Here is a 24,445-nt window from a genome sequence, read left to right on the forward strand (position 1 = left end):
TTGAAATATATACACAAAAAGGTTAAGAATCCTCTTGCGAAGGATTCCTAACCGAATTACCTGATTACCAGGCTAATGTTATTTAAGTTCAACTTCAGCTCCAGCTTCTTCCAATGTTTTCTTCAATGATTCTGCTTCGTCTTTAGCCAAACCTTCTTTTACTACACTAGGAGCACCGTCTACCATGTCCTTAGCTTCTTTCAAACCAAGACCACAAGCTTCCTTAACGGCCTTAACAACCTGAAGTTTAGCTGCACCAGCGCTCTTCAATACTACGTCGAAAGAAGTTTTTTCTTCTACAGCAGCAGCACCAGCTGCAGGACCAGCAGCAACAGCAACAGCTGCAGCAGCAGGTTCAATACCGTATTCTTCTTTAAGGATAGTTGCAAGTTCATTAACTTCTTTTACTGTCAAGTTAACTAATTGTTCTGCAAAAGCTTTCAAATCTGCCATTTTTTGTATGATTTTAATTGTTTAAATACTTTGTTGTTTTTTGAAAATTATTCGGGTCTCTCACCAAGAGTTTTGAGAACTCCGTGAAGGGTGTTACCACCTGATTGAAGAGCAGAAATAACATTCTTGGCCGGAGATTGCAACAATGCAACGATATCGGCGATAACTTCGTTCTTACTCTTGATAGCAACGAGAGCATCCAATTGGTCTGCACCAACGTAGAAGCTTTCTTCTGCATATGCAGCTTTCAGTCCGGGAATTCCGTCTTTAGCTTTGTCCTTGATCAGTTTAGCAGGTACGTTTGCAGTATTGCAAAACATAACAGCAGTTGTACCTTTCAAAGAACCGTAAAGAGGAGAAAAGTCTTCTTCCAGGCTTTCAAGAGCTTTGTGAAGCAATGTATTCTTAACTACCATCAATTTGATGTCAGACTTGAAACAATCTCTTCTCAATGCACTTGTAGCAGTAGCGTTCATCGCTGTAACGTCTACCAAATAGAAGTGGCCATATTCCTTTACTGTAGCAGCAATTTGCTCTATAATCGAATTTTTATCTTCCTTTCTCATTATTTCTCTGTTTTATTAGATTTCATCCACTGATTTCGGGTCGATTTTGATACCCGCACTCATTGTACTAGAAAGATAAATACTCTTAATATATGTACCCTTTGCTGCGGTCGGTTTCAGTTTGTTCAGAGTAGAGATGAACTCTTTCGCGTTGTCGCGAATCTGATCAGGACTGAATGATACCTTACCGATAGAAGTATGAACAATACCGCTCTTATCAACTTTAAAGTCAATCTTACCTTGTTTTACTTCTTTTACAGCTTTAGCAACATCCATAGTTACAGTACCACTCTTCGGGTTAGGCATCAATCCACGAGGACCGAGTACACGACCGAGTGCACCAATTTTACCCATGATAGATGGCATAGTGATGATTACATCAATATCAGTCCATCCACCTTTGATCTTTTCAATATATTCGTCAAGACCAACATAGTCAGCACCAGCTTCTTTTGCAGCAGCTTCAGCATCCGGTGTACAGAGTACCAAAACACGTACTTCTTTACCAGTACCATGAGGAAGTGAAACAACACCTCTCACCATCTGGTTAGCTTTACGTGGGTCTACACCTAAACGTACGTCAATATCCAGTGAGGCATCAAATTTAGTGAAAGTAATTTCTTTTACTAAAGATGCAGCTTCTTTCAGTGAGTATGCTTTCCCTGCTTCAATTTTTTCTGCAGCTAACTTTTGATTTTTTGTCAGTTTACCCATTACAATTGAAGTTTATTAGTTATTAACCGGGAACTCCCCTTTTACAGCGATACCCATACTTCTAGCTGTACCAGCAACCATTCTCATGGCAGCATCCACAGTAAAACAGTTTAAGTCAACCATTTTGTCCTGAGCAATCGTACGAATCTGCTCCCAAGTAAGCTCGGCAACTTTCTTACGGTTAGGCTCAGCAGAACCACTCTTTACCTTAGCTACTTCAAGCAATTGAATAGCAACGGGAGGAGTCTTGATTACAAAATCGAAAGACTTATCTGCGTAGTAAGTAATGATAACAGGCAAAATCTTACCTGCCTTGTCTTGGGTTCTGGCATTGAATTGCTTGCAAAATTCCATGATATTAATACCCTTGGAACCCAAAGCAGGTCCAACTGGGGGTGATGGATTTGCAGCGCCTCCTTTAATCTGTAACTTGATTAGTCCAGCAACTTCTTTAGCCATTTTTTTATTGATTTATATATAAACATTAAACGAAGAACAACAACAGCGTAACAATTCCGCGTTATTCTTTTTCCACTTGCATAAAGCCTAATTCAAGCGGCGTTTTGCGCCCGAATATCTTCACCATGACCTTTAGTTTCTTCTTTTCACTATTCACTTCTTCAATGATACCACTGAATCCGCTGAAAGGACCAAAAGTAACTTTCACAGTCTCACCCACTACATACGGAATATTGAGTTCTTCACCCGTTTCCTGTAGTTCGTCTACTGTACCAAGTATACGATTCACTTCTGATTGTCTGAGAGGCACCGGTTTCTCGGAGCCGCCTAAAAAGCCTATCACATTCGGAGTATTGCGCAGATGATGAGCGACCTCACCAACCAAAGCAGCCTCCACCAAAACGTAACCAGGGAGATAACTTCTCTCTTTCACAATTTTTTTACCATTGCGAACCTGATACACTTTTTCAGTTGGAATCAATACCTGAGATACATATTCACCAAGGTCGCTGTTTTTAAGGTCAGCTTCAAGATATTCCTTTACCTTAGCTTCTTTTCCGCTAATAGCACGCAGAACGTACCATTTCTTTTCAATCTCAGCCATTTTCAATTCCTAATTTTTTAATGTGGATAAACAATTTTTTCCATGAAGTTCTGGAAACAGACATCCATACCCCATACTACCAATGCAATAAGCAGGGAAGCATATAAAACAACTACTGCACTGTTAGCAAGTTCGGAATACGTAGGCCACGATACTTTATGAACAAGTTCGTCGTAAGATTCTTTAATATAAGCTATTACCTTTTTCATTTCAATAATATTAGCACGGGAGGAGAGGCTCGAACTCCCGACACCCGGTTTTGGAGACCGGTGCTCTACCAACTGAGCTACTCCCGTTTGTACATAATCAGTTCCCGATAGTAAAACCGGGAACTGATTAATTATTGTGTATTAGTCGATAATTTCAGTAATCTGACCAGCACCTACTGTACGTCCACCTTCGCGGATAGCGAAACGAAGACCTGGGTTCAATGCTACTGGGTAGATCAACTCTACAGTGATAGTTACGTTATCACCCGGCATTACCATTTCTGTTCCTTCCGGCAAAGTGATTTCACCTGTACAGTCCATAGTACGCAAGTAGAACTGAGGACGGTATTTGTTGTGGAACGGAGTGTGACGACCACCTTCTTCTTTCTTCAGGATATAAACCTCAGCTTTGAAGCGAGAGTGCGGTTTAATCTGACCCGGTTTACAAAGAACCATACCACGTTTGATTTCGTTCTTGTCAACACCACGGAGCAACAAGCCTACGTTGTCACCAGCTTCACCCTGATCCAACAGTTTACGGAACATTTCAACACCAGTTACAACTGATTTCTTATCTTCACCTAAACCAAGGATTTCAACTTCATCACCTACGTGGATGATACCAGATTCGATACGACCTGTTGCTACAGTACCACGACCTGTGATAGAGAACACGTCTTCAACCGGCATCAAGAATGGTTTATCAACATCGCGCGGAGGAAGTGGAATCCAGTTATCAACTGCATCCATCAGTTCCATAACTTTGTCTTCCCATTTTTCAACACCGTTCAATGCGCCAAGAGCAGAACCCTGGATGATAGGAGTATTGTCACCATCGAAATCATAGAATGAAAGAAGTTCTCTCATTTCCATTTCAACGAGTTCCAACATTTCTTCGTCGTCTACCATATCGCACTTGTTCAAGAATACAACCAGACGAGGTACGTTTACCTGACGAGCCAACAGGATATGTTCGCGAGTCTGAGGCATCGGACCATCAGTTGCAGCACAAACGATGATAGCACCGTCCATCTGAGCAGCACCAGTTACCATGTTCTTTACGTAGTCGGCGTGTCCCGGACAGTCAACGTGTGCGTAGTGACGGTTAGCTGTTTCGTACTCAACGTGTGAAGTATTGATAGTAATACCTCTTTCTTTTTCTTCAGGAGCGTTGTCGATAGAATCGAAAGAACGCAATTCAGAAAGACCTTTTTTTGCCAACACAGTAGTGATAGCAGCTGTCAACGTTGTCTTACCGTGGTCTACGTGACCGATTGTACCAATGTTTACGTGCGGTTTGGTACGTTCAAATTTCTCTTTAGCCATAGCTTTACTTGTTATTTATTTGATTAATAATCAGCATTTACATCTTTATGAGCTGTTACCGGGACTTGAACCCGGGACCTCTTCCTTACCAAGGAAGTGCTCTACCGCTGAGCTATAACAGCAAGAAAAAAAAGAGCGGAAGACGGGGCTCAAACCCGCGACCCTCAGCTTGGAAGGCTAATGCTCTATCAACTGAGCTACTTCCGCATTCTTGCCAAAGTTGTCACTCTGATTGTGGGCAAAGATGGATTCGAACCACCGAAGTCGAAAGACAGCAGATTTACAGTCTGCCCCATTTGGCCACTCTGGTATTTGCCCTTAATATTTCAAACAAAGAATTAAAATCAAATAGCGAACAATACTCTGAACATAGATGTTTTATTCTCAGTTCTTCTTCTAATTCTTCCCCCGCCACGCGAACCGAATTGACTACCGTCATCCCTTTCGCTAAAACCGGATGATCCTCATTCATCCTTGGAGCCTCTTGTCGGATTCGAACCAACGACCCCGAGATTACAAATCACGTGCTCTGGCCAACTGAGCTAAAGAGGCGTTCTAGCTAAAAAATGCAACCGTCACGTTCTAACGCGAGCGAAACGGCTGCAAATTTAGTTATTTATTTCTTTCCCGCAAAATATTTGCGATTTTTTTATTTGCTACGCTGTTTTTCCTTGTATTTCACCAGTTGTTTTTCAAGCGCCTCCACATCCAAATCAACTGCTTCCTCGAATGTATCACACACTTTACTTGCATAAAACTCACCATTAGGGATAAGAATCTTTATGCCCGCCTCTTTATTTTCAGCAGCTTCCGGCTTAACTACCTTTAATGACACCTCTACTTTCTTTATATCTTCGTAATATTTTTCCAACTTAGACACTTTCTTCTGAATAAATGCCTGCAATTGCTCTGACGCATCAAAGTGAATTGATTGAATTCTAATATCCATACTTACCTCCTTTTTTTTTAAGCTCTTGGATGAGCTTGTTTATACACTTTTTTAAGTTCTTCAAATGTGGCATGCGTATAGACCTCGGTAGTTGCAATACTCTCGTGACCCAAAAGTTCTTTTACCGCACCCAGTTCTGCATCATTATTCAGCATTGTGGTAGCAAAAGTATGCCTCAGCACGTGAGGACTTCTTTTTTTCAGCGTCGCCACCTTTGACAGGTTCCGTTTCACTAAATTATAGACCAGATTCTTATAAAGCCGCTCACCACCCTCTTTAACAAAGAAAGCTTCCGACCTTTCCGGAATCATTTCGTTTCTTACATTAATATATTCAAGCATCAACTCTTTCAGTTCATCACCGAACGGTATTAGCCGCTGCTTGTTTCTTTTCCCGGTTACTTTCAAAAGAGAAGCGGAAAAATCTACATCCTTATCATCCAGACCTATCAATTCCGAAAGTCTTATGCCTGTAGCATAAAACACTTCAATAATCAACCGATCACGACAACCTTTAAAACCTTCGCCAAAATCCGTATCATCCAGCAACTTGTCCATTTCGCTTTCTTTCAGAAAAGCAGGTAACGGTTTCTTATTTTTAGGTCCTGTTATTTTTCGTAACGGATCTACTATCACCTCTCCTTGCCTTAAAAGATACTTATAGAACGACCGGAGCGAACTTAGCTTTCGATTTACAGAAGTTGAAGTATATCCCCTATCCATTAATGAAACAATCCATTCACGAATCAGTTCACCTTCCACTTCCAACGGATCAAACTTTCCGTACTCTTCCTGAGCAAACTCCTGTAGTTGCTTTATATCCTCGCCATACGCCAGAACGGTTTTTTCGGAATAGTTCCGCTCATACCGGAGGTAATCCAGAAAAGATTTAATTAACATAATATCGCTACATCTAAAATCGTGCAACGAATGTATGAAAAGAATTCAATAATTCAAAGGAAATTACGAATTATTAATCTTCTACTTGCTGAAGTTGTTGTACATAAACTGCACGTTCTTTCTTAAGTCTTTTAGTTACAGACGGTTTATCAAATTGCTGTCTGCTTCTTAATTCTTTCACGATGCCAGTTTTCTCAAATTTTCTTTTAAACTTCTTCAGCGCTTTTTCAATGTTTTCGCCTTCTTTTACAGGTACTACAATCATTTTGTTATTATTAATATGTTATTGGTTAAAAATTTCCGCAGTCAAATTGCGCCGCAAAATTACACATACTTTCTTTATTCACAAAACTTTCGGCAAATATTTCTCAAAAACTATTCATAAACAAATCATTAACCGCGAAAAGTTAGTACCTTTGAGACTCTTAAATATGTCTATAAATAATATAATAAGGTATGAAGCAGAGCATAAAAGAGCGTATACACGCACTACGGATGGCATTCCGCCCTAACAATATCAAAGCGTTCATCATTCCCAGCACCGATCCTCACCTGAGTGAGTATGTAGCTCCTTATTGGATGTCCCGTGAATGGATTTCCGGTTTCACGGGTTCCGCCGGAACAGTCGTCATCTTAATGGATAAAGCCGGACTATGGACAGATTCCCGTTATTTCCTGCAAGCGGAAAAGGAACTGGAAGGCAGCGGCATTACATTATATAAAGAGATGCTGCCAGAAACTCCTAGTATCACAAAGTTCCTCTGTCAGAATCTAAAGCCGGGAGAATCTGTGAGTATTGATGGGAAAATGTTCTCCGTACAACAGGTGGAACAAATGAAAGAAGATCTTGCCCCCTACCAGTTACAGGTCAACCTGTTTGGCGATCCGCTGAAAAACATCTGGAAGGACCGTCCATCCATGCCTGATGCTCCGGCTTTCATCTACGATGTTAAATATGCAGGAAAAAGTTGTGGAGAAAAAGTTGCCGCCATTCGTGCCGAGCTGAAAAAGAAAGGCATCTATGCTTTATTTTTATCCAGTCTGGACGAAATAGCATGGACTCTCAATCTGAGAGGAAGTGATGTGCATTGCAATCCGGTTATAGTAAGTTATCTACTGGTTACTCAAGATGAAGTAGTCTACTTTATTTCGCCGGAGAAGATTACCCAAGAGGTAAATGAATACTTGCAAGAACAGCAAGTCAGCCTGAGAAAATATGACGAAGCTGAATCTTTCCTGAATTCTTTTGCAGGAGAAAACATACTTATCGATCCAAAGAAAACGAACTATGCGATTTATTCGGCTATCAACCCTGTATGTAAGATTGTTCGTGAAGAATCTCCCGTGACATTGCTGAAAGCCATTCGCAATGAGCAGGAGATCGTCGGCATCCATCACGCAATGCAGCGGGATGGCGTGGCGCTTGTCAAGTTCCTCAAATGGCTGGAACAATCAGTGCCTTCGGGCAAAGAAACCGAACTGAGCGTAGACCGGAAGCTGCATGAGTTCAGAGCAGCCCAACCTTTGTATATGGGAGAAAGTTTCGACACAATCGCCGGATATAAAGAACATGGAGCAATCGTGCACTATTCCGCAACGGAGGAGAGTGATGTCACGCTTCAGCCTAAAGGTTTCTTGCTGTTAGATTCGGGAGCGCAGTATCTGGACGGAACAACTGACATCACACGTACTATTGCATTAGGCGAACTGACGGAGGAAGAAAAAACAGACTATACCTTAATATTAAAAGGCCATATTGCGTTGGCAATGGCTAAATTCCCAGCCGGAACCCGCGGCGCCCAACTCGATGTATTGGCTCGTATGCCAATCTGGAGTCATGGCATGAACTTCCTTCATGGTACCGGACATGGCGTAGGACATTTTCTGAGCGTACACGAAGGTCCGCAAAGTATCCGTATGAACGAAAATCCCATTGTGCTGCAACCCGGTATGGTTACATCCAATGAACCTGGTGTTTATAAAGCAGGCAGCCACGGGATACGCACCGAGAATCTGACATTGGTCTGCAAAGATAAGGAAGGCATGTTCGGAGAATATTTCAAATTTGAGACGATCACCCTATGCCCAATCTGCAAAAAAGGCATCATCAAAGAAATGCTGACGGCAGAGGAAGTCAAGTGGTTCAATGACTACCATCGAAATGTTTACGAAAAACTTTCTCCAAGTCTGAACGAAGAAGAAAAGAAGTGGCTGCTAGAAGCAACAAAAGCTATTTAAAACAGCTTTTGTCTGACACCCGGGTGTTGAGCATACCGACACCCGGGTGTCAGGCTGCTTGAGACCCGGGTGTCAGACGGTACGAGACCCGGGTGTCAGACAATCCCCAATCATATTCAATAAAAACATCATTAGAAACAATATATTTTATGGCTTTAATCAAATCAGTGCGGGGCTTTACCCCCGAAATTGGAGAGAACTGTTTTCTCGCAGACAATGCAACTATCATAGGAGATGTAAAAATAGGAAATGACTGTAGCATCTGGTTTTGTACCGTATTGCGCGGTGACGTTAATTCCATACGGATAGGCAATGGAGTCAATATTCAGGATGGAAGCGTGCTACATACTTTATATGAGAAGTCAACCATCGAAATTGGTGATCATGTTTCCGTAGGACATAATGTGACGATTCACGGAGCAACCGTCAAAGATTATGCACTTATCGGGATGGGGTCTACCATATTGGATCATGCCGTAGTAGGCGAAGGAGCCATCGTTGCCGCTGGTTCTTTGGTATTAAGCAATACAGTAATCGAGCCCGGAAGCATTTGGGGAGGGGTACCGGCTAAATTTATTAAGAAGGTAGACCCGGAGCAAGCAAAGGAGCTAAACCAAAAAATCGCTCACAATTACCTGATGTATTCCCAATGGTATAAATAATGTGAATCAGTAGTTGATTCAAAATTGCAAAGGAATGAATCAAACAGTAGTATCTCCATTGGGGGTGACTAAAAAGTCGATTCTATCTCGAATCTCCTCCTTCGGGAAGGAGGAGTGGTCGAAGACCGAGGTGGTAGGAGAGATAATGTTTGTTCCTATTTCTTTGTAAATGATAGGATTATGTATTCACCTACCACCTCCCCCTACGGGTACTCCTCCTTCCAGAAGGAGGAGAGTTAAGATACTATTGACTTTTTAGACAGCCCATTTAAGATACTATTGACTATCATTTAGTTCAAAACCGCAAAGAAATGAACAACATTCAACTACTGATTCACATGAATAATATAAATATCAGGTTCCAGATCATTAGTAAGTTCATGTGTTTTCAGGGTACTATATTCAATGCATCTCTGATCTTTGAAAAATTAGCAAAGGAGCGTATTGGATCAGCTAATATCCATGAAGGAGTTCATGTATTCATTTGTTTTATTTAACCAATTGCCTGCCTCTAATTTACGAATTATTCGTAGATTTGTAATCAAACAGAATAAAAACATCTAACTATAGAAAACATACTACTCCACGATCAATCATGAAAACAAAACTACTGCTTATTACTCTCCTTTTTGCAACAATGCCGGCAGTCAATGCTCAAAACAGAGAGAGAGACTATTTAAAAAAGGTATTTGCCAATCTAGAGAAAATTGAATCCGCAACATATTATGTTGCTAACGAAAGCTGGCAACCCGGGGACTCCACCGCATTATCCATTCTACATGGATTCATCAAAGAATATAATCACCCCATAGATTCAACCATCGGCGCAAGCTATGTTTCACTGGATGCCAAGGATACTACAAAGCTAAACTTTTGTTATGATGGCAACGTAAGAGTAGAAGCCTATCACGATAATAAAAAGTTAGTAATTGATGACTTCATATTCAAACCACTCCCTTTCAGGCTAGTAAGACCTCCATTCTTCAATTTCGCAAAGAACATCATCAAGTATGCGCTTACCACTGATGATAATATCACCATAGAACTGAATGACGAGGGTAATGATTACTATTTCAAACTAACAATCAATGAGGAACAACAGGTTGAATTCTTTGGAAAAGCCTTCCACATGCCTCTTCCCCCATTCGATATCGGCAATACGACTTCTATTTATGAATTATGGATTAATAAATCGGATAATTTACCTTTTAAGGAGCGAAGGGAAATGTCACATGATATTTCCGTTTCAACTTGTTCCAACCTTCAGATTAACAAGCTCAACATCAGAGACTTTAACATCAATGATTATTTCCCCAAAGATTATGAAACAGTTAAATACAGCGATCTCCACAAGAAAAGCGGAGACTCGCCATCCACATCCGGACTCACAGGCAAAAAAGCTCCGGGATGGATATTAGAAAATATAGATGGACAGTCTCTATCACTTGCCAACTGCAAAAGCAAAGTCATACTAATCAATTTCACCGGCATTGGCTGTGGCGCCTGCCAGGCAGCTGTACCTTTTCTGAAAAAGTTAAAAGAGTTATTCAGCAACGAGGAGTTTGATCTCATTGCTATAGAATCCTGGAGCCACAATGCATCCGCCATCCGAAACTACGCCAAGCGGAAAGATTTGAATTATACGATTCTAAATGCCACGAACGAAGTTATCAAACAATACCAGACAGGTGGTGCTGCACCCTTCTTTTTCATACTGGACCAGAAACGAATCATACGAAAAATAATCAGAGGATATAGCACAGAGAATACAGATAAAGAAATTATAAATGCAATCAAAGAACTATTATGAACAGACTGTTTACCTTCCTTTTCTTGTCTCTGCTATTCAACATAGTACAAGCACAATTACGGAGTCCCGAATATCAAAAAGGAAAAGCCATACTAAGCGGCACAATAGCTAATTATAGCCCTGATGATCATCCGGACCTCAAAATCGGAGCTCCTAATATTGTGATGGGGGCAGCCGAAACCCTCTTCCCGACTATCGAAGCAGACGGAAGCTTCAAAATCAATATTCCTCTCTATCATAACACACAAGTACGGATGACGATAGGGAAAGCCGATATAGTCATTCTGCTAAGTCCCGATAAAGAAACTAATGTAGCGGTCAATCTAAGCAATCCGCAAGGAAAACAATTTGTATTCAGCGGACAATATGCTACCATCAATAATGAATGGTGCCAGCCAGAATTGATTACAAGAATAGCTCCGGTTTATAGAAATGGCGACATACTGGATTCTATTGCAGGCATCAGCGCCAATGAATTTAAGAAACGCTGCATCGACCAATACAAACAGTGCGTGGCACACAACAACACAAAAACGCAATTTAGTGAAGATACCCGCACACTTGCCAATCTCTCATGTGCGTTCGATTGCATAGAGAATCTGAATGCAACCCGTTATTGTCTGCAAACGGCTTATCAGAAGAAGGAAAACATCACGCGTGAACAAGCCAGTACAGCCTTTGCCAATTTTGATTTTCCTGCCAATTTCTATGATTTCCTAAAGAATTTCCCTGTCAATCATCCCTTAGCGCTCTATTGCTACAATTACCGCAACGTGATCTCAGGAGAACTCTATGAGCTACATCATGATCCTTTAAAATTTGAGAAGTATTTACTATCAAAAGCAGCGCTTACAAAGGAGGAACAAGCGCTTATTCGCCAATACGAGACAGCTCTCAAAACAGGTATCCCCTTCCAACAAGGCAGCGAGCTGATCTCGCTTATTGCAAAATACCCCAAAGAATATAATGAATTCAGTCAGAAACTATTCACCAAAGCGAAGGAGTATCTGAGCCATATCATGCAAGACAGCACTTGTTTAATGGTCGATTATATACGGGCAATCTATATGCGCTCCAGCCTATATAATTTAAAACCACTAACCACTCAACAAGAAGCTATGGCAACGGAAATTACAAACCCGATTTTCTTAGGAATCATTCAAGACATGAACCGACAGATGCAACCACGCGCAAAAGCGACAACAAAGAAATACTCTGTCTGCGAAGCACCTAAAGTATCAGAAGAAGAATTACTGTCTGCTCTCGTCGACCGCCATAAAGGAAAAGTACAATTCATTGACTTTTGGGCTACCTGGTGCGGTGGCTGCCGAAGGACGATTAAAGAATATGAACCTATTAAAAAAGAATTAGGCGAAAACGTAGCTTTTGTCTACCTAACTGGCCCCAGTTCCATCGAAAAGACTTGGAAAATACTCATACAAGACATTGTCGGTGAACATTATTGGTTAAACGAAAAGCAATGGGGTTATCTTTGGAAACATTTTCAGATGAAAGGTTTGCCCATGTATTTGGTGATAGATAAGCAAGGAAATATAGTGAAACGATTCACCCATGTGACACGAAAAGAACTGGAAGAGTTACTAAAACAGGAAATAAACAAATAGAATACCAACATTTTCAAAAGATGTACTGGTAAGCGGGTGTATCGAAACCTTTATAAATTAAAATTCATCTTCGCTACAGATAGTTGTGGCAAAGATGAATTCGTTAAAAGGGGAGTTCTGACACATCTCCTTATTCTTATCTTATTCTGTTATATTCTGAGTTCATTGACGAATCTCTCTTCTTTAAGAAAAACGAGACGACAAGCTCAGAACAGCAGAGCGAAATGATAGGGCTTACCTGTTTTTCAGGCGACGCCCAACCTTATCCGTCTCTAAAAGTTAATCATGTGCATGATCTTCTCCGTAGCTCCGGCATTACTGGTCACATAATAACCGGCATTCGCACCAGTCTCACGCATGAAAACGTCATCTGCCTGAAAACGGTCCAGCAAGGTTTTCAACTCGTGATAGTCTTTAATTGAGTATGCGCCTTTAGCTTCGAGCAACCGGATTGCTTCCATAAACTTCTGATATTTCGGTCCGAAGATAACAGGGATGCCATATACAGCAGCTTCCAGCGTATTATGAATACCGACGCCAAAACCACCTCCGATATAAGCCACTTCTCCATAGCGGTAAATAGAAGATAACAGTCCGAAGCAATCGATAATCAAGCAATCAACTTTCAGTACATTCTTTTCGTCAGCACGAGTATAGCGTACATAAGGACGTTTCAGTTTACTGATAATCTCCACCAGATGATTTTCATCAATCACATGCGGAGCGATGATCAACTTCATTTCCGGATGGGTGTTGAAGTACTCCAGAAATAAATCTTCATCCGGTCCCCAAGAACTGCCGGCTACAAACGTAAAGGCATTGTCTCCTTTAAACATTTTCACCAACGGAAGGTCTTTGGCCTCTTCCCGAATCTGCAACACACGGTCGAAACGGGTATCTCCCACCACTGTCACACGACTAATGCCAATCTTCGACAAATAGCGTTTGGAAGCCTCATTCTGCACAAACAAATGATCGAAATCCTTCAGCACATTGCGATAAGTCCCACCATACCATTTAAAGAATATCTGATCGCGACGGAAAATGGAAGAAACACTATACACCGGGATGCGACGCTTATGAAGCTCATCCAGGTAATTCTTCCAAAATTCGTACTTGATAAAGAATGCCATGCACGGGTTTGCGATATCCAGGAACTTCTTCACATTCCGCGGTTTATCAAACGGCAGATAGCAAACAATGTCCGCTCCCCGGTAATGCTTGCGCACTTCGTAACCGGACGGAGAGAAAAATGTAAGCAATATCTTATAATCGGGATATTTTTCCCTGATCATTTCTATTAATGGACGCCCTTGTTCAAACTCGCCAAGCGAAGCAGCGTGAAACCAAATATACTGCTCCCCTTTCTCCACTTGCTGTCGTAGAAGTTCATACACCACCCAATGCCCTTTCATCATTTTTCGGGGCTTACGGCTGAACGGAGCAGCAAAATGAACCAAAAGGTCATAAATAACTATTGCCAGATTGTAAAGCATAATTTACAAATCCTAATTATTTAAGTACCTCTACGGCGCGCTTCATACGAGCCAATGTCTCTTCCTTGCCCAACACCCAGGAAATATCGAACATATGCGGACCTTTTCCTTCGCCCACCAGTGTCAGACGGAAAGCATTCATTATATTACCTGTATGGTAACCTTTTTCAGCAATCCAGTCCATCACTATTTTCTCCTGACCTTCAATGCTGAAATCCTCGATGCCGGCAATTACTTCCGCCAACTCAGTCATACATTTTGCCGAGTCTTCTTTCCAGCGTTTCTTCACTGTCTTTTCGTCATATTCAGCAGGAGCCACAAAGAAGAAGCTACAAACATCCCACAGTTCCTTGATAAAACTTGCACGGTCTTTCATCATGCCGACTACCGTAACGACCTTCTCGAAAGGAGCCTCTACCCCATGCTCTTTCAGCACAGGCAAAAACAGTTCGGCAATTTCTTCATTCGGTTTAAGCTGGATATACTGATGATTGAACCAAATACCTTTTTTATAGTCGAATTTAGCTCCGGACTTGCTGCAACGATGAATGTCGAACAGTTTTATCATCTCGTCCATAGACATCACTTCCTGATCGTTGCCCGGATTCCATCCCAACAAAGCCAGGAAGTTAATCACCGCTTCGGGCAAATAACCCGATTCACGATATCCGGAAGACACTTCTCCCGATTCCGGACGCCATTCCAACGGGAATACAGGGAATCCCAAACGGTCGCCGTCACGCTTGCTTAGTTTACCGTTTCCTTCCGGCTTCAGCAGCAAAGGCAAGTGGGCAAATTCCGGCATCGTGTCTTCCCAGCCGAATGCACGGTACAAAAGTACGTGCAACGGTGCCGAAGGCAACCATTCTTCGCCACGGATTACATGAGACACTTCCATCAAATGGTCATCCACAATGTTTGCGAGATGATAAGTAGGCAGTTCGTCAGCCGACTTATAAAGCACCTTGTCATCCAGAATAGATGAATTAATAACGACTTCGCCACGAATCAAGTCATTCACGTGAACATCCTCGTTCGGCTCGATCTTAAAGCGAACCACATATTGCTTTCCTTCAGCAATCAATGCGTCCACTTCTTCTTTCGACATTGTCAGAGAATTACGCATCATCCCGCGGGTCGATGCATCATATTGGAAGTTAGCAATTTCCGCACGCTTAGCGTCCAGTTCCTCGGGAGTATCAAAAGCGATGTATGCCTTGTCATTATCCAACAAAATCTGCACGTATTTCTTATAGATTTCGCGACGTTCGGACTGACGGTACGGGCCGTGTTCTCCACCGAAGCTCACTCCTTCGTCAAAGTGGATACCCAACCACTTGAATGACTCAAGTATATACTCTTCCGCTCCCGGCACGAACCGGTTGGAGTCAGTATCTTCAATACGGAAAATGAGGTCTCCGCCGTGTTGACGCGCAAATAGATAATTATACAAAGCTGTACGCACACCACCGATGTGCAATGCTCCCGTAGGACTCGGAGCAAAACGAACTCTTACTTTTCTTTCTGCCATAATTTGGGTTAGTATAGGTAAATCGTGGCAAAATTAAACCTTTTTTTCCACACTATTGTTTTTTTTTGTACTTTTCGCAAAAATTTCAATGCGTATGGAACATATGAAGAAGAAAAAGAGGTTCTCAAGAAGAGATATATTATATAAATCATTGCTGTTTGTAGCGACAGTGACACTGATTGTCTATTTCCTGCCACGTGACGGAAAATTCAACTATCAGTTTGACATAAACAAGCCCTGGAAGTACGGGCAGCTGATAGCCACTTTTGACTTTCCAATCTATAAAGACGACGCAGTGGTGAACCGGGAACAGGATAGTTTGCTGGCTTCCTTCCAACCTTATTATCTGCTTGACAAACAAGTAGAGAAAGACGCAATCGCCAAGCTGAAAGAGAATTACCATACTCACCTGAAAGGTATACTTCCTACCGTAGATTATCTGCGATACATCGAACGGACATTAAAAGAAATATACGGAGAGGGCATCGTTTCGACAGAAAACATACAAGAACTCCACAAGGACAGTACTTCGGCAATCATGATCATCGACGATAAACTCGCCAACTCCAAGCCTACCGATCATATATATACGGTCAAAAAAGCTTATGAGTACTTGCTTTCCGCAGATACGACCCACTTCAACCGTGAGATTCTGAGACAATGTTCTTTAAACGAATATATCACACCCAATCTCACATTCGACCAGCAACGGACACAGACCGCCAAAGAGGAAATGCTGAACAACTATTCCTGGGCCAACGGATTAGTCGTCAGCGGACAGAAAATTATAGACCGTGGAGAAATCATCAGCCCGGAAACGTACAATATTCTGGAATCATTACGCAAAGAGTCTATCAAGCGAAGTGAATCCATTGATCAGAGCCGCTTGATTCTTGGCGGGCAGATTTTGTTTGTCGGTATGCTGATGCTTTGCTTTATGCTCTATCTCGACCTGTTCCGAAAAGATTATTATGAGCGCAAAGGCAGCCTGTCGTTACTGTTTACACTGATTGTATTTTATAGTGTAGTAACAGCTTTCATGGTATCACATAATATATTTAATGTATATATGATTCCGTACGCGATGCTGCCCATTATCATACGGGTTTTCCTCGATTCACGAACTGCCTTCCTAACGCATGTCATTACGATATTAATCTGCTCTATATCCCTGCGTTTTCCGCATGAGTTCATTCTGACGCAGTTGGCTGCCGGATTAGTTGCCATTTTCAGTTTAAGGGAACTTTCGCAGAGGTCACAGCTCTTCCGCACGGCCTTATTGGTGATACTGACTTACGCGGCTATTTACTTCGCATTCGAGCTAATGACCGAGAATGGACTTGCCAATGACTTCTCTAAGCTGAATGCACGGATGTATACCTATTTCTTTATTAATGGTATTCTGCTGCTGTTTACATATCCGTTGCTGTTTCTGCTGGAAAAGACGTTCGGCTTTACCTCTAATGTGACTTTGGTCGAACTTTCCAATATCAACAGTGATCTTCTCCGGCAGATGTCCGAAACCGTGCCCGGAACTTTCCAGCACTCTATGCAGGTAGCCAATCTGGCGGCAGAAGCAGCGATCCGTATCGGAGCGAAAAGTCAATTAGTACGTACCGGAGCTTTGTATCATGACATCGGCAAGATGGAGAATCCCGCTTTCTTTACGGAAAATCAGTCGGGAGGCGTCAATCCTCATAAGAATCTGAATTACGAGCAAAGTGCCCAGGTCGTGATCAGTCATGTGACAGACGGATTAAAACTGGCGGACAAGCATAATCTGCCGAAAGTAATCAAAGACTTTATCAGCACCCATCATGGACGGGGAAAAACGAAGTTCTTCTATATCTCATGGAAGAACGAGCACCCCGACGAGGAACCGAATGAAGAACTGTTCACCTATCCGGGTCCTAATCCTTTCTCAAAGGAGACAGCTATTCTGATGATGGCGGATGCTGTTGAAGCAGCGTCACGCAGTCTGCCGGAATATACGGAAGAAACTATCAGCAACCTGGTCGACAAAATCATAGACTCCCAAGTTGCTGAAGGTTATTTCAAAGAATGCCCTATCACTTTCAAGGACATTGCGACCATCAAGACGGTATTCAAAGAAAAACTGAAGATCGCTTATCACACACGGATCAGTTATCCTGAGTTAAAGAAGTAAGCAGACCAGCGCAAGCGTCTTCGAGTACATCCAGCACATATTCAAATCCTTCGGCCCCTCCATAGTAGGGGTCGGGGACATGGTCGGCGGGAATGCGGGTACAGTACTCCGTCATACGATGAATCTTTTTCCACTCTTCCGTAGAAGGAGCTTTTTCTTTCAGATCATCTATGTTACGGTCGTCCATGCCAATAATCAGATCAAAATTATAAAAGTCCTCTGTCCGCACCGGACGGGAGCGATGAACCAGTTGATAGCCCCGACGGGCAGCGTGTGCACGCATCCGGCTATCCGGCAATTCGCCTTGATGATAAGACAGGATTCCGGCGGAATCAATCACAAATTCTTTTTCCAGTCCGGCTTCTTTGATCAGGTGAAGCATTACTCCTTCCGCCGTAGAGCTACGGCAGATATTTCCGAGGCAGACAAATAATATTTTCTTCATAATTTACGTTTAATAATTGACAGGCTTCATTCGTTTCTATTATCAAAACGAATTAAGTATCTGATTGGCCCGGTTTACGGTAACGGCTGCCGGTATTTCCGGCATATTACCCAAATTGAACGGGGCCAGCATTTTCTCTATCTTCTTTAATCCGGCTTTATTTCCCTTCTTCTCAAATTCCTGACGAAGAATCGTTATTTTCTCATGTGCCTGAATACCTTCGATCAGACGTTCGAAACGGATACAGCTACGGGCTCCCGGATACACAAGATAAGTATCTCCAGCCGCCCACGTGCGGAAACGTGAATCGAGCAACGGCTCCAAAGGCCAACTATTGTATGCCCAACGCAGATAGCCGTCCAGATGCTTCTTCGAAGAATAGAAACTCACCCATGCAGCCTCAGCAGGGTCGGAAAAAGTGAATGTATTGGGATGTGCTTCCGTACAACAAGTATAATAGGTGGTACGTTTATTCTCGGCCGCACGGCGGAGACGCACTTCTTCCGGGAAGTTCTGTCCGATAACAATGCAATAATCGTACAAGTCCGGCTCTATCTCAGCATGATAATTACCGGCCAGTGAAACTTTAAACTCCGGATCTGCCTTACGGATTACTTTCAACGTTTTCTGCATTACATCCATCGGACGCTCATCCATCGCAATCGCACAAATATCAAACCATCCTTTTTCTCTCAGATGCTTGGAAAAAGAAGTAAGCATCGCAACCCACATTTCTTCATAAGCAGGTTCTCCCGGTGCTGTCTTTACAAACTTCAATGAATTTGTTGCCTGATCAAAATACTGGAAAGATAATTCCCAGGGAACCATAGAGTAACAGTTAATCTGCTGATCGATACCGACACTCATCATAAACTCTACCCAGCGATCAAAAACCGTATAGTCGAAAGCCCAAGTACCGTCGGCACGTTTCATCCATGTAACCATCGTCTCGAAATAATCTTCAGTCTGACCGTTCCAGGGTTTATGTGTCAAAGTGGCTGTGATAATCTTTTGACCGGCATCTGCCAGCATTTTCATCAGCGGGCGCATAGCGTCCAGATGCTCCTGGCTCCACAAGGGAACCTGATAATAACGGGCTACGGCAAACGGGCTCTGCCACAAATCCAGATGATAAGCCCATTCGGACGGTGCAGGAAGTTCACGGGAAGAAACGAGGATTTCGAGATTAAGCTGCTGCAACAGACGGGAACCGTCTTTTACCAGCAAAGCACCCTTGTAGCTTCCGGGAGTAGCCGATTGAGGAATCCAGCATTGCACCCAGATAGGCTGAACGGTACGTGCCGGAACAGACATTGATTTCAAGTTCGTATCAATCGGGTCGGCTACCAACAACGAATCGTAATCCACTGCTTGACGGTGACCGCACGCGCCTCTGCCATCTTTATTCAGTTCATCGGTCATTACATAACGGATGAAACCGGCTTTAAACGCCTCATCCGAAAGACTATTTCCTTTTTTATCTCTAAAATCGGTAAAGCTGAAGTTCAGATCTTTCACCTCAGTGCCGGTCCAGACAACAGCCTGCGCGTTTACACGTTCGCCACGCCAGCCTTTTAAAGTGGTAAGCTGCTGCTTTTTCAGCTGGGGAAGCCGATGCTTCGCATAGCGGGTGTCAATTGTTCCCCAGGAAATCTGAGGGATGGTAACTGCTGCCCAGTCTTTATCAGAGGGGGAAGAAGGATCGGGCAGTTCCTGATAAGTTTCAATTGGAAATTTCGGTTGCCCCGTAGGGGTTCCACACTGCGTCACTCCTTGCTGGGCAAAAAGAGGACTCACACCAATAAGACATGTTAAGCAATAAATCGTAAGTCGTTTCATGGTTAGTTAATTTATAAAGGTTATTATAAGGAAAATATTAGGTCTGTATCAAGTGCTACATCGGGTCTACATCATAATAGACAATCAAGGATTTATAGCGCTCATCTTCCAGCATCTCTTTCTGGATACGTTGTAGCAATTCCCGCGCACGTCCCATCGGGGCATTCTGTTCGATCTTCAACACTATCTTTTTGATGAATAATGTCTGGATACGAGCAACGGGAGGTTTGTCCGGCCCCAATACCCGGTTTCCGAACACAGTTCTTAGTTTCTCTGCCATGACCGCAGCCATCTGGTCCAGCAATGCTTCATTATGGTTTTTCAGATAGACATACACCAACCGATAGTAAGGGGGATAATGAAACATTTGTCGTTCAGCGAGTTGACCGTCTACCATTTCTTCATAGTTATTACCGATAACCTGATGGATAATGGGGTGATCAATGCTTTTCGTTTGCAGTACCACCCGCCCGCGTTTATTTTTACGCCCGGCTCGTCCTGCTACTTGTGCCATCAGTTGGAAAGCACGTTCGTAAGAACGGAAATCCGGATAATTGAGCATGGTGTCCGCGTTCAAGATGCCCACTATACTTACGTGGTCAAAGTCCAGACCTTTCGATACCATTTGCGTACCGATCAGTATGTCCGTCTTTCCCTGCTCAAAATCAGCGATAATCTTCTCGTAGGCAGCGCGGGTACGGGTAGTGTCTAAATCCATTCGGGCAACAGCCGCTTCCGGGAAAAGGACTTTGATGTCATCTTCAATCTTTTCCGTACCAAAGCCACGATTGACCAGTTCTGTTCCTTCACAGGCGGGACAGAACTTCGGCAGTTGATAGGTATAGCCGCAATAATGGCAGGTCAGTTGGTTGATACCTTTATGATAAGTCAGACTCACATCGCAGTTCTTACATTTCGGTACCCAGCCGCAAGTACGGCATTCTATCATCGGTGCAAATCCGCGACGGTTCTGGAAGAGAATGACTTGTTCTTTCTGTTCCAGTGCTTCTTTCATATATTGTATCAGTAACGGCGAGAACTGTCCGACCATCCGCCTCTTGCGATGCAGTTCTTTGATATCCACCGGAATAATCTCCGGCAGCTGAATTTCTTTATATCGTTCTTTCAGTTGTACAAATCCATATTTTCCATTCCTTGCGTTCTGCCATGTTTCTATGGAGGGGGTAGCAGTGCCGAGAAGCGTTTTTGCTCCATACATGGCAGCCAGTACAATAGCCGCATTCCGTGCATGATAGCGAGGAGCAGGGTCCCGTTGCTTATAGGTGTTCTCATGCTCTTCATCTACAATCACCAGGCCCAGATCACGGAAAGGAAGAAATACGGAAGAACGGACTCCAAGGATGATATCATATCCTTTATCTCCCAGTTGCTTCCGCCATATCTCTACCCTCTCGGCATCCGGAAACTTGGAATGATAAATCCCCAAACGAGAACCGAATACCCGTTGCAGGCGCTCTGTGATTTGAGTGGTTAATGCTATTTCAGGCAAGAGATACAATACTTGTTTCCCTTGACGAATCGTTTCTTCTATCAGATGAATGTATACTTCTGTCTTTCCACTGGATGTAACTCCATGAAGCAGGCAGACATTTTTTTCCTGAAAGGATTGCACGATCTCATCGTGCGCCCGCTGCTGAAACTCGTTCAAGGCATTCAACTCTACGACCTCCTTCATTTCCTGATTCAGCCGGCCGACTTCATGAAAGTAAATCTCAAATATCTTTTTCTCCACCAAGCCATTCAGAATAGAAGGAGACACCCCTGCACGTTGCAACAGCTCTTTTTTCGAAACTTCTTTCGGTGTTTCTCTTCCAAGGATTCCCGAACACTCGACATATTTCATCAGCAACGCCAACTGCTTCGGAGCACGGGACAGGATATCAAATAAGATATGAAGCCGCTTTTCATCAGCAGAACCGGCTAATCGTACTCTCGCCTCTGTTTTCGGCTTGTAAGTACGGCGCAATTCCTCTTTCACAAAGATGGCTTCTTTATCCAGCAGAGATTTGATGACTGTGAGGATATTTTTCATGCCACTCTCCTTCTCCAGTTTCGTGACACATTGCTGAGAATCTACTGAAAGCAAATCAAGAATACGCTGCTCTCTTTCCGATAATGGTGCATCCGCCTCAAAATCGGGATTATATTCTACAATCGTTTCACTCTCCAACTTCAAACCAGAAGGAAGTGCCGCTTTATAAACGTCTCCTTGTGTACAGAGATAGTAATCCGCCAGCCACTCCCAAAACTTAAATTGAGTGGACAATAAAATAGGAGAAGCATCCAGCAATGCAGATATATCCTTCACCTCATACTCCGTCGGAGCACAATAATGAACATTACGAACGATAGCTGTATAAAATTTCTTCCGTCCGAAAGGAACTATCACACGGCATCCAATCTCAACCTCTTCCGCACATTCATCCGGCAGGGAATAGGTAAAGTACTTCGGAAGCGGTAATGGTAATATGACATCTACATACTTTTTCATTGCAAGCACAAAAGTACAATAAAAAAATGGGGATTTAAAAGAGGAAGAGGGAACACTGATAAGAAAAATAGTCTGCACACCGGAATCTGATAAAATAGATTCAGGTTTACAGACCAGTACCTTAAACAAAATACCTTGAATAAAAAAAGAGCCTCCTTTATCGGAAGCTCTTTCTTTGTATGATTGAATGTAACGGATGGCTTAGAAAATATAAGCAACGGATACTTGCCAAGTCTTGGTTTTGTATGAGCCTTCAATGTCTTCAAAGCTGGCAGTCTTGCCCAACGGAATATTATAATTAGCTCCTACTTGCAGATGATTCAGCAACTTCACACCTGCACCGACATTGATACCGACTTCAGCTTTCTTTTTATCGGTTTTTACTCCGTCTATTGTCTTATTACCGGCAAAATCAAAGTAAAAATCAGGACCGGCAGCCACATAAAGACCTACCAGACTTCCCAGACCGATGTTATATTTCAAATTGACCGGAATATCCAAGCCATTCTGCTTGACAGTAGCTTCTTCACCTCCATCAGAGATTTTTATACCTCTTTGAGCAAAAAGCAAAGACGCATCGACTCCTAATCCCACAACCGGAATATTGAATTCCGCCATCGGACCGATAAAGAAACCTGTAAAATTATCCTTTTTAAAGTTTTCTTTCACATCAGAAAAGCTTGCTTTAGACAAGTTTAAACCACCCTTTACACCAAAATGTAATTGTGCCTGGGCAGGCATCGCCATACCGATACATACGGCAATCATTAAAGCACCAAAAATCTTTTTCATAAATCTACGTGTTTATAATTCGGGACAAAGATATATATTTATAATAAATAAACACAAATTATTGCTCTTTGTTCGAAATCAACTCCCGATTTGCCAGCAAGGCCTCCTTAGTTCCCGCTGCCATCGAAAGAATACCGTCATTACACGTAACCATACCGCTCTCCTTGCGTCGTGTCAGCCAATCGGTAACAAAGTCCGAAGCATATCCTCCCGTACTGAACTCACCGTCCAGCGCTATTATCTTTTTATAAGCAGACAGGTAATCTTCTTCCGTCGTATCGGGATAAACGTTGGTGTAAAGCCACAACTGGATGTCGTAAAGCAGATAAGAACGTTCGTCGGCATGAAGCGCAAAGAATCCTTTATCGGTTACTATCTCTTCCGATATCTTCCGAATCCATCGCTCCGTATCCACGGGATGATCACACTTTGCGCACAAATCGGACAAGAGCGGTGAGAAAGCTGCGTTCCGAACTTTTTCCAGCTCCATTCTTTCATCTTCTTCCGACGTATCAAAGACTTCTTCGTTGACAAGTCCCCGAATAAATTCTTCAAAGTTATCGGCAAGGAAAGTAACATAATAATCATCTTCCTGATCGACATGAACGACTTTCGGTTCGCCCTGCGGACCACACTCCCGATAATCAAGGAAAATCATATCATGTCCCACAGAAGGACAGTCGCAGATAGCCACTCCAATGTCCGGATACCCCCATTCTTCAATCATGAAACGGCTGCCGAGCTGTCCGCAAAGAGAATAAATCTTATCCTTATCGACTCCCATAATGCCAGTGATAGCCACATGGTCGTCCGCCCAACTGGTAGGTTCGTCGCAAGGAAAACAAACATTGAAAGGTATTCCACCGTTATGCTGCTTCATCAGCCAAATATAAGATTCGGGGAGTTTGTATCCCAGTTCACGTTCTGTTTCTTCTATCATCTCTTCTGTAGGAGGTGCGCCAATATATTCATTCATAGCATATTCATCATCATCCCAGAAGTCTATAAAGTCAAAATTCTCAAAAGGTTTGTTTTTCATAATCGCTGTTTTTAATTTGTATTCTTTTAGTTTTGCTTTGTATGTATATACTACTTTTCACGAATATACTAAAAAACAGACATGATCAATTTGTTTCCTTTATTTATTTT

23 protein-coding genes and 5 tRNA genes are annotated in these 24,445 nt (G+C 42.6%); 6 read left to right on the top strand and 22 right to left on the bottom strand.

Going from position 1 to position 24,445, the window contains the following annotated elements; genetic code table 11:
* Positions 1-78: 78 nt before the first annotated feature.
* The 15 genes from rplL to rpsU all read right to left on the bottom strand — a co-directional run bounded on the left by rplL (position 79) and on the right by rpsU (position 6,444).
* Positions 79-453 (bottom strand): 50S ribosomal protein L7/L12, encoded by a 375-nt coding sequence (rplL, locus tag NBH01_RS16340; RefSeq protein ID WP_002558082.1) that lies wholly within the window; start codon positions 451-453, stop codon positions 79-81.
* A gap of 47 nt (positions 454-500) precedes the next feature.
* Positions 501-1,019 (bottom strand): 50S ribosomal protein L10, encoded by a 519-nt coding sequence (gene rplJ / locus NBH01_RS16345; protein ID WP_008762028.1) that lies wholly within the window; start codon positions 1,017-1,019, stop codon positions 501-503.
* A 15-nt stretch (positions 1,020-1,034) separates the two neighbouring features.
* Positions 1,035-1,733, bottom strand: a complete 699-nt coding sequence (gene rplA / locus NBH01_RS16350) for a 50S ribosomal protein L1 (RefSeq protein WP_004310894.1) — start codon at positions 1,731-1,733, stop codon at positions 1,035-1,037.
* 15 nt (positions 1,734-1,748) lie between these two features.
* The gene (rplK, locus tag NBH01_RS16355) at positions 1,749-2,192 is read right to left on the bottom strand and encodes a 50S ribosomal protein L11 (protein ID WP_008762027.1); all 444 of its coding nucleotides are present in this window, start codon (positions 2,190-2,192) and stop codon (positions 1,749-1,751) included.
* Between the two features lie 61 nt (positions 2,193-2,253).
* Entirely contained in the window at positions 2,254-2,796 is a 543-nt protein-coding gene (nusG, locus tag NBH01_RS16360) for a transcription termination/antitermination protein NusG (protein ID WP_004296362.1), read from the bottom strand.
* A gap of 17 nt (positions 2,797-2,813) precedes the next feature.
* The gene (secE, locus tag NBH01_RS16365) at positions 2,814-3,005 is read right to left on the bottom strand and encodes a preprotein translocase subunit SecE (RefSeq protein WP_004296363.1); all 192 of its coding nucleotides are present in this window, start codon (positions 3,003-3,005) and stop codon (positions 2,814-2,816) included.
* A gap of 14 nt (positions 3,006-3,019) precedes the next feature.
* Positions 3,020-3,092: transfer RNA gene (locus tag NBH01_RS16370), tRNA-Trp, on the bottom strand.
* A gap of 54 nt (positions 3,093-3,146) precedes the next feature.
* Entirely contained in the window at positions 3,147-4,331 is a 1,185-nt protein-coding gene (gene tuf / locus NBH01_RS16375) for an elongation factor Tu (RefSeq protein ID WP_008762026.1), read from the bottom strand.
* Between the two features lie 50 nt (positions 4,332-4,381).
* Positions 4,382-4,453 (bottom strand) — tRNA-Thr (locus tag NBH01_RS16380).
* A 12-nt stretch (positions 4,454-4,465) separates the two neighbouring features.
* A tRNA-Gly gene (locus NBH01_RS16385) sits at positions 4,466-4,538 on the bottom strand.
* A gap of 28 nt (positions 4,539-4,566) precedes the next feature.
* Positions 4,567-4,649, bottom strand: a tRNA-Tyr gene (locus NBH01_RS16390).
* A 157-nt stretch (positions 4,650-4,806) separates the two neighbouring features.
* Positions 4,807-4,883 (bottom strand) — tRNA-Thr (locus NBH01_RS16395).
* Positions 4,884-4,980: 97 nt separating this feature from the next.
* Positions 4,981-5,280: a ribosome hibernation-promoting factor, HPF/YfiA family gene (hpf, locus tag NBH01_RS16400; RefSeq protein ID WP_008762025.1), complete on the bottom strand. Its 300-nt coding sequence runs from the start codon at positions 5,278-5,280 to the stop codon at positions 4,981-4,983.
* A 17-nt stretch (positions 5,281-5,297) separates the two neighbouring features.
* The gene (xerC, locus tag NBH01_RS16405; protein ID WP_225679213.1) at positions 5,298-6,179 is read right to left on the bottom strand and encodes a tyrosine recombinase XerC; all 882 of its coding nucleotides are present in this window, start codon (positions 6,177-6,179) and stop codon (positions 5,298-5,300) included.
* 73 nt (positions 6,180-6,252) lie between these two features.
* The gene (gene rpsU / locus NBH01_RS16410) at positions 6,253-6,444 is read right to left on the bottom strand and encodes a 30S ribosomal protein S21 (protein ID WP_002558090.1); all 192 of its coding nucleotides are present in this window, start codon (positions 6,442-6,444) and stop codon (positions 6,253-6,255) included.
* 191 nt (positions 6,445-6,635) lie between these two features.
* Between rpsU and NBH01_RS16415 the strand changes: the two genes are divergently transcribed.
* The 5 genes from NBH01_RS16415 to NBH01_RS16430 all read left to right on the top strand — a co-directional run bounded on the left by NBH01_RS16415 (position 6,636) and on the right by NBH01_RS16430 (position 12,514).
* Positions 6,636-8,417 carry an aminopeptidase P family protein gene (locus tag NBH01_RS16415; protein ID WP_225679210.1) on the top strand — a complete coding sequence of 594 codons (1,782 nt, stop codon included), beginning with the start codon at positions 6,636-6,638 and terminating at the stop codon, positions 8,415-8,417.
* 149 nt (positions 8,418-8,566) lie between these two features.
* The gene (locus tag NBH01_RS16420; protein WP_118307142.1) at positions 8,567-9,079 is read left to right on the top strand and encodes a gamma carbonic anhydrase family protein; all 513 of its coding nucleotides are present in this window, start codon (positions 8,567-8,569) and stop codon (positions 9,077-9,079) included.
* A gap of 34 nt (positions 9,080-9,113) precedes the next feature.
* Positions 9,114-9,248 carry a hypothetical protein gene (locus NBH01_RS26585; RefSeq protein ID WP_256365422.1) on the top strand — a complete coding sequence of 45 codons (135 nt, stop codon included), beginning with the start codon at positions 9,114-9,116 and terminating at the stop codon, positions 9,246-9,248.
* A 426-nt stretch (positions 9,249-9,674) separates the two neighbouring features.
* Positions 9,675-10,889, top strand: a complete 1,215-nt coding sequence (locus NBH01_RS16425; RefSeq protein ID WP_225679208.1) for a peroxiredoxin family protein — start codon at positions 9,675-9,677, stop codon at positions 10,887-10,889.
* Positions 10,886-12,514, top strand: coding sequence for a TlpA family protein disulfide reductase (locus NBH01_RS16430; protein WP_113748108.1), 1,629 nt, complete (start codon positions 10,886-10,888; stop codon positions 12,512-12,514). Before NBH01_RS16425 ends, NBH01_RS16430 begins: the two co-directional genes overlap by 4 nt.
* 272 nt (positions 12,515-12,786) lie before the next feature.
* Here the strand turns inward: NBH01_RS16430 and NBH01_RS16435 are convergent, their stop codons facing one another.
* Together NBH01_RS16435 and gltX are read right to left on the bottom strand one after the other, a co-directional pair.
* Positions 12,787-14,010 carry a 3-deoxy-D-manno-octulosonic acid transferase gene (locus NBH01_RS16435; RefSeq protein ID WP_113748107.1) on the bottom strand — a complete coding sequence of 408 codons (1,224 nt, stop codon included), beginning with the start codon at positions 14,008-14,010 and terminating at the stop codon, positions 12,787-12,789.
* 16 nt (positions 14,011-14,026) lie between these two features.
* A complete protein-coding gene (gltX, locus tag NBH01_RS16440; RefSeq protein ID WP_113748106.1) occupies positions 14,027-15,541 on the bottom strand; it encodes a glutamate--tRNA ligase in 1,515 nt (504 codons plus the stop codon).
* 94 nt (positions 15,542-15,635) lie between these two features.
* On the opposite strand from gltX, the gene NBH01_RS16445 reads away from it, so the two are divergent.
* Complete coding sequence (locus NBH01_RS16445; RefSeq protein ID WP_113748871.1) at positions 15,636-17,708, top strand: HD family phosphohydrolase; 2,073 nt, start codon at positions 15,636-15,638, stop codon at positions 17,706-17,708.
* Here NBH01_RS16445 and NBH01_RS16450 read toward each other — a convergent pair.
* From NBH01_RS16450 to NBH01_RS16470, 5 genes are all read right to left on the bottom strand, one after another.
* Positions 17,683-18,153 (bottom strand): low molecular weight protein-tyrosine-phosphatase, encoded by a 471-nt coding sequence (locus tag NBH01_RS16450; RefSeq protein WP_008765417.1) that lies wholly within the window; start codon positions 18,151-18,153, stop codon positions 17,683-17,685. The genes NBH01_RS16445 and NBH01_RS16450 overlap by 26 nt on opposite strands.
* Positions 18,154-18,195: 42 nt before the next feature.
* A complete protein-coding gene (locus NBH01_RS16455) occupies positions 18,196-19,992 on the bottom strand; it encodes a DUF4091 domain-containing protein (RefSeq protein ID WP_225679206.1) in 1,797 nt (598 codons plus the stop codon).
* A 55-nt stretch (positions 19,993-20,047) separates the two neighbouring features.
* Positions 20,048-22,504: a replication restart helicase PriA gene (priA, locus tag NBH01_RS16460; RefSeq protein WP_225679194.1), complete on the bottom strand. Its 2,457-nt coding sequence runs from the start codon at positions 22,502-22,504 to the stop codon at positions 20,048-20,050.
* A gap of 201 nt (positions 22,505-22,705) precedes the next feature.
* Positions 22,706-23,296, bottom strand: a complete 591-nt coding sequence (locus tag NBH01_RS16465; RefSeq protein WP_008765414.1) for a porin family protein — start codon at positions 23,294-23,296, stop codon at positions 22,706-22,708.
* A gap of 58 nt (positions 23,297-23,354) precedes the next feature.
* Positions 23,355-24,335, bottom strand: coding sequence for an SMI1/KNR4 family protein (locus tag NBH01_RS16470; protein WP_011108459.1), 981 nt, complete (start codon positions 24,333-24,335; stop codon positions 23,355-23,357).
* Positions 24,336-24,445: the final 110 nt, after the last annotated feature.

Origin of the sequence: Bacteroides sp. B1-V-101 (assembly GCF_023656585.1) — a bacterium.
Classification (GTDB): Bacteria; Bacteroidota; Bacteroidia; order Bacteroidales; family Bacteroidaceae; genus Bacteroides; species Bacteroides thetaiotaomicron.

What these genes read in the sequence shown, in the direction of transcription:
- gltX (WP_113748106.1), bottom strand. Translation starts at nt 15,541, where the DNA reads ATGGCAGAAAGAAAAGTAAGAGTTCGTTTTGCTCCGAGTCCTACGGGA.
- rpsU (WP_002558090.1), bottom strand. Translation starts at nt 6,444, where the DNA reads ATGATTGTAGTACCTGTAAAAGAAGGCGAAAACATTGAAAAAGCGCTG.
- rplL (WP_002558082.1), bottom strand. Translation starts at nt 453, where the DNA reads ATGGCAGATTTGAAAGCTTTTGCAGAACAATTAGTTAACTTGACAGTA.
- NBH01_RS16430 (WP_113748108.1), top strand. Translation starts at nt 10,886, where the DNA reads ATGAACAGACTGTTTACCTTCCTTTTCTTGTCTCTGCTATTCAACATA.
- NBH01_RS16470 (WP_011108459.1), bottom strand. Translation starts at nt 24,335, where the DNA reads ATGAAAAACAAACCTTTTGAGAATTTTGACTTTATAGACTTCTGGGAT.
- secE (WP_004296363.1), bottom strand. Translation starts at nt 3,005, where the DNA reads ATGAAAAAGGTAATAGCTTATATTAAAGAATCTTACGACGAACTTGTT.
- priA (WP_225679194.1), bottom strand. Translation starts at nt 22,504, where the DNA reads ATGAAAAAGTATGTAGATGTCATATTACCATTACCGCTTCCGAAGTAC.
- rplK (WP_008762027.1), bottom strand. Translation starts at nt 2,192, where the DNA reads ATGGCTAAAGAAGTTGCTGGACTAATCAAGTTACAGATTAAAGGAGGC.
- tuf (WP_008762026.1), bottom strand. Translation starts at nt 4,331, where the DNA reads ATGGCTAAAGAGAAATTTGAACGTACCAAACCGCACGTAAACATTGGT.
- NBH01_RS16435 (WP_113748107.1), bottom strand. Translation starts at nt 14,010, where the DNA reads ATGCTTTACAATCTGGCAATAGTTATTTATGACCTTTTGGTTCATTTT.
- NBH01_RS16420 (WP_118307142.1), top strand. Translation starts at nt 8,567, where the DNA reads ATGGCTTTAATCAAATCAGTGCGGGGCTTTACCCCCGAAATTGGAGAG.
- NBH01_RS16450 (WP_008765417.1), bottom strand. Translation starts at nt 18,153, where the DNA reads ATGAAGAAAATATTATTTGTCTGCCTCGGAAATATCTGCCGTAGCTCT.
- NBH01_RS16425 (WP_225679208.1), top strand. Translation starts at nt 9,675, where the DNA reads ATGAAAACAAAACTACTGCTTATTACTCTCCTTTTTGCAACAATGCCG.
- rplJ (WP_008762028.1), bottom strand. Translation starts at nt 1,019, where the DNA reads ATGAGAAAGGAAGATAAAAATTCGATTATAGAGCAAATTGCTGCTACA.
- rplA (WP_004310894.1), bottom strand. Translation starts at nt 1,733, where the DNA reads ATGGGTAAACTGACAAAAAATCAAAAGTTAGCTGCAGAAAAAATTGAA.
- NBH01_RS26585 (WP_256365422.1), top strand. Translation starts at nt 9,114, where the DNA reads ATGAATCAAACAGTAGTATCTCCATTGGGGGTGACTAAAAAGTCGATT.
- hpf (WP_008762025.1), bottom strand. Translation starts at nt 5,280, where the DNA reads ATGGATATTAGAATTCAATCAATTCACTTTGATGCGTCAGAGCAATTG.
- NBH01_RS16455 (WP_225679206.1), bottom strand. Translation starts at nt 19,992, where the DNA reads ATGAAACGACTTACGATTTATTGCTTAACATGTCTTATTGGTGTGAGT.
- NBH01_RS16445 (WP_113748871.1), top strand. Translation starts at nt 15,636, where the DNA reads ATGGAACATATGAAGAAGAAAAAGAGGTTCTCAAGAAGAGATATATTA.
- nusG (WP_004296362.1), bottom strand. Translation starts at nt 2,796, where the DNA reads ATGGCTGAGATTGAAAAGAAATGGTACGTTCTGCGTGCTATTAGCGGA.
- NBH01_RS16415 (WP_225679210.1), top strand. Translation starts at nt 6,636, where the DNA reads ATGAAGCAGAGCATAAAAGAGCGTATACACGCACTACGGATGGCATTC.
- NBH01_RS16465 (WP_008765414.1), bottom strand. Translation starts at nt 23,296, where the DNA reads ATGAAAAAGATTTTTGGTGCTTTAATGATTGCCGTATGTATCGGTATG.
- xerC (WP_225679213.1), bottom strand. Translation starts at nt 6,179, where the DNA reads ATGTTAATTAAATCTTTTCTGGATTACCTCCGGTATGAGCGGAACTAT.